Origin of the sequence: Niallia sp. (assembly GCF_031978665.1) — a bacterium.
Lineage (GTDB): Bacteria > Bacillota > Bacilli > Bacillales > Cytobacillaceae > Niallia.
Window position 1 is genome coordinate 179859 of the sequence record NZ_DALZDK010000003.1, and the last position, 6307, is coordinate 186165.

The following is a 6307-nucleotide window of genomic DNA, read 5'->3' on the forward strand; positions in this document are numbered from 1 at the left end:
TTTTCAATTAATTTTATAGTAAAATTAATTGAAAAGTTTACCGTATCTCTTATTATTCGACAATTTACATACTATTATTTACTATATTTCTCTCTATTTTATTAGAAAGTGGGTTCTTCATGAGTAAAAGTCATTCTTTAGAAAGTGATAAAGCTACAATATTTAGACCTAAAGCTGCAACTTCGGTTCTCATAATCGGCATCATTTTACTCTTTATTTCTATTTGCTTGTCGATTATTTTAGGTGTAGCAGATATTAATCTCTCCACCGTTATACAAGGTATTTTTCATTTTGACAGCACTTCAACTGCTCATCAAATTATTTATCGCTTACGCTTGCCGAGAGCCCTTGCTGCTACTTTTATCGGAGCAAGTCTTGCTGTTTCAGGGGCGATCATGCAAGGAATGACGAGAAACGCACTCGCTTCCCCTTCGATAATGGGCGTTACCTCAGGTGCGATGTTTACCGTAACTATTGCATTTGCTTTTATGCCTTTTGTTTCAAACATGACTATTATGCTATTTGCATTCATTGGTGCAGGTTTAGGATCGGCTTTAGTCTTTTTAATCGGTGCTCTTTCAAAAAGAGGATTAACGCCAATGAAGTTAGCCCTTGCTGGTACAGCGATTAGTGCACTTCTGGGATCAATCTCCACAGGAATTGCGCTTCGTTTTGATGTAGCAAAGGATATTAGCTTTTGGTATGCAGGAGGAGTAGCGGGAGTACAATGGATTAATGTAAAATTGCTTATTCCTGTAGCAATTATTGGATTGATCCTGGCCTTTTTCATCAGCAGATCGATCACGATTTTAAGCTTAGGCGAGGACGTTGCTGCTAGTTTAGGGCAAAAGGTAGGTCTGGTAAAACTGTTGGGGACCATTGTAGTTTTACTTTTAACAGGGGCCGCTGTAGCAGTTGGTGGAACCATTGGGTTTGTCGGACTAGTTGTTCCCCATATCGTTCGTTTTATCGTAGGATCCGATTATCGTTTAATCATTCCTTGTTCTGCGGTTGTAGGTGCTCTTTTATTAGTGCTGTCCGATGTAATCGCACGTTTAATTCACCCTCCTTTTGAAACACCCTTAGGAGCAATTACCGCTATAATCGGAGTTCCATTCTTTCTTTATTTAGCACGTCGAGAAGGGAGAGGCCTATAATGTCTTCTTCAAAATTAACTAATATGAAATTATTTATCGTTAGTTCTATTCTGATTGCGGCGATTGTTTGTGTTTTCTTTCTTAGTCTATATATGGGGACAATAAAGATTAGTCCGATCGAGATAATAGAAGCCTTTATAGGTAAAGGTTCCACTCAAAACTTTAATATTTTATATAATTTTAGACTACCTCGCTCCGTAATCGCGATTTTAATAGGAATTGGGATGGCTATTGCCGGGGCAATTTTACAAGGTGTATCGAGAAATAGTTTAGCTGATCCTGGAATTATTGGCATTAATTCAGGAGCTGGTTTTGCTGTTATTCTTTATATTTTCTTTATTCAAGGAAGTTCTTTTCAAGCCGGACCATTATCTGTTTATATCATGCCATTCTTTGCACTTGCTGGAGCGTTAGTTGCTGCCGCATTTATTTACATCATCGCATGGAAGGATGGGGTTACACCTGTTCGCTTAGTATTGGTCGGCATAGGAATTAACTCTGCATTCGGTGCCTTGATTATTATTTTTCAATTGATGATGGATCCCCGTGATTTTACCCAAGCAACTATTTGGCTATCGGGGAGCATCTGGAGTGCAAGTTGGAGCTATGTTCTTGCCCTTTTACCTTGGATACTTATTCTTGTTCCGATCGCTATGATGAAATTTCAATCAATCAATTTACTGCAGCTAGGAGATAATCTCGCAAAAGGACTTGGTATTTCCATTGAGAGAGAACGAGGATTGCTGCTGCTAATCGCTGTAGGACTATCAGGTGCCTGTGTTTCTGTTGGTGGAGGAATCTCCTTTTTAGGACTCCTTTCCCCACATTTAGCAAGAATGCTTGTTGGCCCAAAACACCAACGACTACTGCCAGTAGCAGCACTAATAGGAGCACTTCTCCTATTAACATCAGATATAATCGCCAAAAGCCTAATGGTAGGCTCAGAAATACCAGTCGGCCTTGTTCTCTCCTGCTTAGGAGCACCTTATTTTATCTATCTTCTTATTAGAGATTAAACTACCTCCACATAGAAGCAGAGGGACGGTTCAATAGAGAATTTTTATTACATTGATATAGCAGCAATGAGGAGAAATGGGAAGGACGAAAGAACGCCCTATTTCTCCTCATTGCTTTTCTAATCCTTCTATTAAAATAAAAAGAACCAGACCCAAATGAGTCTCGCTCTGTAAAAAAATGTCATTCAACATGTGACTTTATCTTTAAATTCTTCGTTTTTTTCCGCATCGTACGCATTTATTGGAGTAATAACTAAACTTATGGCGTCTTTTTAGAAAACAAATGATGGCACCAAATTTCATTTTCTCATCCCCATTCCAATCATCTGGTAATCCAGCCATCTTAGCTTCTGCCTTAGATCTGTGACTTTGCGTCCTTCCTTTTCAGGAAAGTTTGCCTTTAAACTGACTACTTTTATAATTAGTACTATTGTACTATAAACATTATGATGAAGAAAGAAAATAGCTTCATCATTTTTTGACAGATTTTGATATCGATACACTATTGCTGAAATGATTCATACAACTTCTTCCCTTTATCTGTACATAATAGATCTGAAACCCATCTAATCAGGAGGCATAATATTTGAAATAAGCTGTAGCTGATGGTACCTTTTTAAACAAACGTAAAATTTTTATGAAAGAAGGCTTAGTTATGAAGGATTTATTTACACCTTTTTCTTATAAAGGATTAGAATTAAAAAACCGTGTGGTAATGCCTCCAATGTGTCAGTATTCAGTGGAGAAAAAAGATGGAATCGCAACAGATTGGCATTATGTTCATTATGTAAGTCGTGCAATCGGTGGTGCTGGCTTAATTATTATTGAAATGACAGACGTAGAACCAGATGGTCGCATTACCGATAATGATTTAGGCTTATGGTCTGACGAGCATATCCCTGCATTAAAACGCATTGTTGATGCTTGTCATCAATATGGCGCAAAAGTTGGTATCCAAATTGCTCATGCTGGTCGCAAGGCAGAAGATGCACCACAGCCAGTCTCCGCATCAGCTATCCCTTTTGATGATAAATCAAAAACGCCAAGAGAATTAACCACAGAAGAAGTAAAAGGAATGGTAGAAAAATTTCGACAAGCTACTGCCCGTGCTATTAAAGCTGGTTTTGATACAATCGAATTGCATGGCGCACATGGTTATTTAATTCACCAATTCCAATCTGCTTATACAAACAAACGTACAGATGAATATGGGGAAGATTTAACAAAGTTCGGCATAGAAATCATTAAAGCCGTTAAAGAAGAAATGCCAGCTGATATGCCATTAATCATGCGTGTGTCTGGTAAAGAATACGTTGAGGGTGGATATGATATTGAAGACAGTGTTGCATTTTCTAAAAAATATGAAGAAGCTGGCGTAGATATTTTCCATGTTAGCGCAGGTGGTGAAGGTCCAATCGCAGCAGCAGGTAGACCTGGAACTCATGTTGCTTATCAAGTACCTTTAGCTCGTGCATTTAAGCATGAATTAAACGTACCAGTAATTGCGGTTGGAAGATTAGATTCACCAGAATTAGCAAACTCGGTAATTGGAAACGATGATGCAGATCTTGTTGCCGTAGGAAGAGGCATGCTTCGTAATCCATACTGGACTATCGAAGCTGCTGCACAGCTACGTATGGAAACAGAAATGCCTAAACAATATGCTGTTTCATTTCCTAAGAGATAAGAGTTAGGTTTTTGATTTTAGAAAAGGAGCACTTGAGGATTTTTTTCTTCTAAAGTGCTCTTTTTTGATGTACTTAAAGGAGACAGGCGGGAGAGTTGGTTTTTTAAAGGAAAAACCGTAGTAGTCCGATTCCATTTTATGGTATCATCTACATAAAGGAGATGATTGCTAATGATCGAACTTGTTCTTGGTCTTTTAAGCGCTGTTGGTGACATCTGTGCAGCAATTGCAGCATCCGCGTTAGAGAAGCTAGAAGGCAAGTAATAGCAAATGGTTTTCTTAGAAAAAGAGGTCGTTGACTAATGACCTTTTTTTCGTTTGCTTTTGAAGGACTCAGAGGGATGGTTCTTCTGCTTCCCTTTTCTAGTAAACCAATAAAAAGGAAATAAGAAACCACCCCCTACTTCACATACCTGTTTTATACTTTTTCTCACTAGAAGACGTATTTTTTGTATCATGCTTTGCTTTTTCTTCTCGTAATTCTTCTTTAAGATCTTCCATGGGAATTGGGTCTACGTTTAGTTCACTTTCAAATTTATCAAATAAACTTTCATTTTCCGTTGGATATTGCTCTGGATTATCCATATTCAATTGAATACTATTCGTACCTAATTTGCTTTTGTTTTCCGCCATTAGCTTTCACCTCCTCTATTAGTAGTAATACCCGATTATAACGGAAAGTACTCGAGAAGGACGACACCTCTACTAATTCCAAATGTCCTAATAAGAATCTCCCTTTCTCTTAATTTAAATAAAAAAAGTTTAATCTACTTCAAAACGTCTATATATAAGAATAAGAAAAAGGAGGCGTTAGTATTTATGGTGAAAAAAGATGACTTAAAAGATAAAACAGTGGATCGAGACTTTAAGATAACAGAAGAGCAAAAAGAGAAGCAAAAGGAAAAGAAGAAAGAGGATAAAGAGAAATAATGAAAAAGGGTACTAGCTCAATGGAAGCAGTACCCTTTCCCTTTTCGTTTATTAGTCTTTTTTACATTTAATGAAACAGGCTATGCCTACTAAATTATTTCCCCTCTGCCACTTCACTTAATATCTCATAAGAGCGCTTCTGCTTTTCAGGGTCAAAAATATAAGAAACTGCCATGATTTCATCTACACTGTATCTTTCTTGGAAAGCTGTAAGCTGTTTACGAACAGAATCCTTACTTCCTAATAATGTCACACTGGACATTGATTTTGCCATTTCCTCTTCCTGTGGGTTCCAAAAACCATCTAAGCTTTCCACTGGTGGCTGAAGGGGCATTTGCGTACCACGTACTACATTTAAGAAAAATTGATGAGTGGATGTCTGCAATACTGCAGCCTCTTCATCTGTTTCAGCTGCAATTAAATTCAAGCAAACCATCATATATGGTTTATCCAAATACTGAGAAGGCTTGAAACGCTCACGATAAATTTTGATAGCGTCTGCCATATATCTTGGCGCAAAGTGAGAAGCAAAAACATAAGGTAACCCCAAGCTTGCCGCTAAGTAAGCAGAATCAGTAGAAGAACCAAGAATGTAAATCGGTACATTCGTTCCAACGCCTGGATAAGCTTTTACATATCCTTGTTCCTCTTCTGATCCAAAATACGTAAGAAGGGCTTTCACATCCTCTGGAAATGTATAGACTGAATCTTTTTGCGATCTTCTCAAGGCACTCGCTGTCAGCATATCCGTTCCAGGAGCTCTACCAAGACCTAGATTCACACGATTTGGATAAATCGTCGCCATCGTACCAAATTGCTCAGCAACAACTAATGGAGAATGGTTAGGTAGCATCACTCCGCCAGATCCTACAATAATGCTATTTGTATGTTCAAGGGTATGCTTTATTAATATTGCCGTCGCCGAACTAACAAGTGTAGAGGTATTATGATGCTCTGCAATCCAATATCGTTTATATCCCATTTCCTCGGTTGCTTGAGCTAAATCAATCATTGATTCAATTGCTTCTTTTGAAGTTTGTCCCACGCGTATGGGAGCAAGGTTTAGTACAGATAAAGGTATATTTATATTTGCCATTATGCAAGATCCTTTCTTGTTTGATTCATCTTTATCATATCAATTGATATTGTGGAAACAAACTTTTCTGCTTGAAGAGATGCAGAAGGCAAATCACATGAACATTATTGTAAAAAATATATGCCAAAAATACCATAAGCATTACATTTAAGATACCCCTTTGTTTTTCTTACAATACAAATCGCATACTTACCAAAGATACCAAACACAAAAAAATGGGGCATATACAAACTTTCCTTATTACTTAAGAAAGCTATCTTATAGAAAGTAGCCACTTTTCTAAACTTAGTTTTCCGAAACATCCTTCTACTTCTAAAAGGAATAAAGAAAAGGAAGCAGAAAACTGCCTCCTCTGCTTCCCTTTACAACGTATACTGCTTCTCAAAATAATGCTGATACTCACCGCTAATAATTTGCTCCC

The 6307-nt window shown here is 37.6% G+C and carries 5 protein-coding genes and 1 riboswitch; of the genes, 3 read left to right on the forward strand and 2 right to left on the reverse strand.

The genetic code is table 11. The annotated features are described in order from the left end of the window. Nucleotides 1-119: 119 nt before the first annotated feature. The 3 genes from RTL21_RS02920 to RTL21_RS02930 all read left to right on the forward strand — a co-directional run bounded on the left by RTL21_RS02920 (nt 120) and on the right by RTL21_RS02930 (nt 3860). The gene (locus RTL21_RS02920) at nt 120-1157 is read left to right on the forward strand and encodes a FecCD family ABC transporter permease (RefSeq protein WP_312093138.1); all 1038 of its coding nucleotides are present in this window, start codon (nt 120-122) and stop codon (nt 1155-1157) included. Beyond that, nucleotides 1157-2173 carry a FecCD family ABC transporter permease gene (locus RTL21_RS02925; protein ID WP_312093140.1) on the forward strand — a complete coding sequence of 339 codons (1017 nt, stop codon included), beginning with the start codon at nt 1157-1159 and terminating at the stop codon, nt 2171-2173. The genes RTL21_RS02920 and RTL21_RS02925 overlap by 1 nt, the downstream gene beginning before the upstream one ends. A gap of 325 nt (nt 2174-2498) precedes the next feature. Further along, a riboswitch (cyclic di-GMP riboswitch) is annotated at nt 2499-2582 on the reverse strand. Between the two features lie 246 nt (nt 2583-2828). Beyond that, a complete protein-coding gene (locus RTL21_RS02930) occupies nt 2829-3860 on the forward strand; it encodes an NADH:flavin oxidoreductase/NADH oxidase (RefSeq protein WP_312093165.1) in 1032 nt (343 codons plus the stop codon). A 405-nt stretch (nt 3861-4265) separates the two neighbouring features. Here RTL21_RS02930 and RTL21_RS02935 read toward each other — a convergent pair whose 3' ends face one another. Together RTL21_RS02935 and RTL21_RS02940 are read right to left on the reverse strand one after the other, a co-directional pair. Next, the gene (locus tag RTL21_RS02935; RefSeq protein WP_312093142.1) at nt 4266-4493 is read right to left on the reverse strand and encodes a hypothetical protein; all 228 of its coding nucleotides are present in this window, start codon (nt 4491-4493) and stop codon (nt 4266-4268) included. A gap of 391 nt (nt 4494-4884) precedes the next feature. Then, on the reverse strand, nt 4885-5886 hold the full coding sequence (locus tag RTL21_RS02940; protein ID WP_312093144.1) for an LLM class flavin-dependent oxidoreductase: 1002 nt from the start codon (nt 5884-5886) through the stop codon (nt 4885-4887). Between the last annotated feature and the right edge of the window lie 421 nt (nt 5887-6307).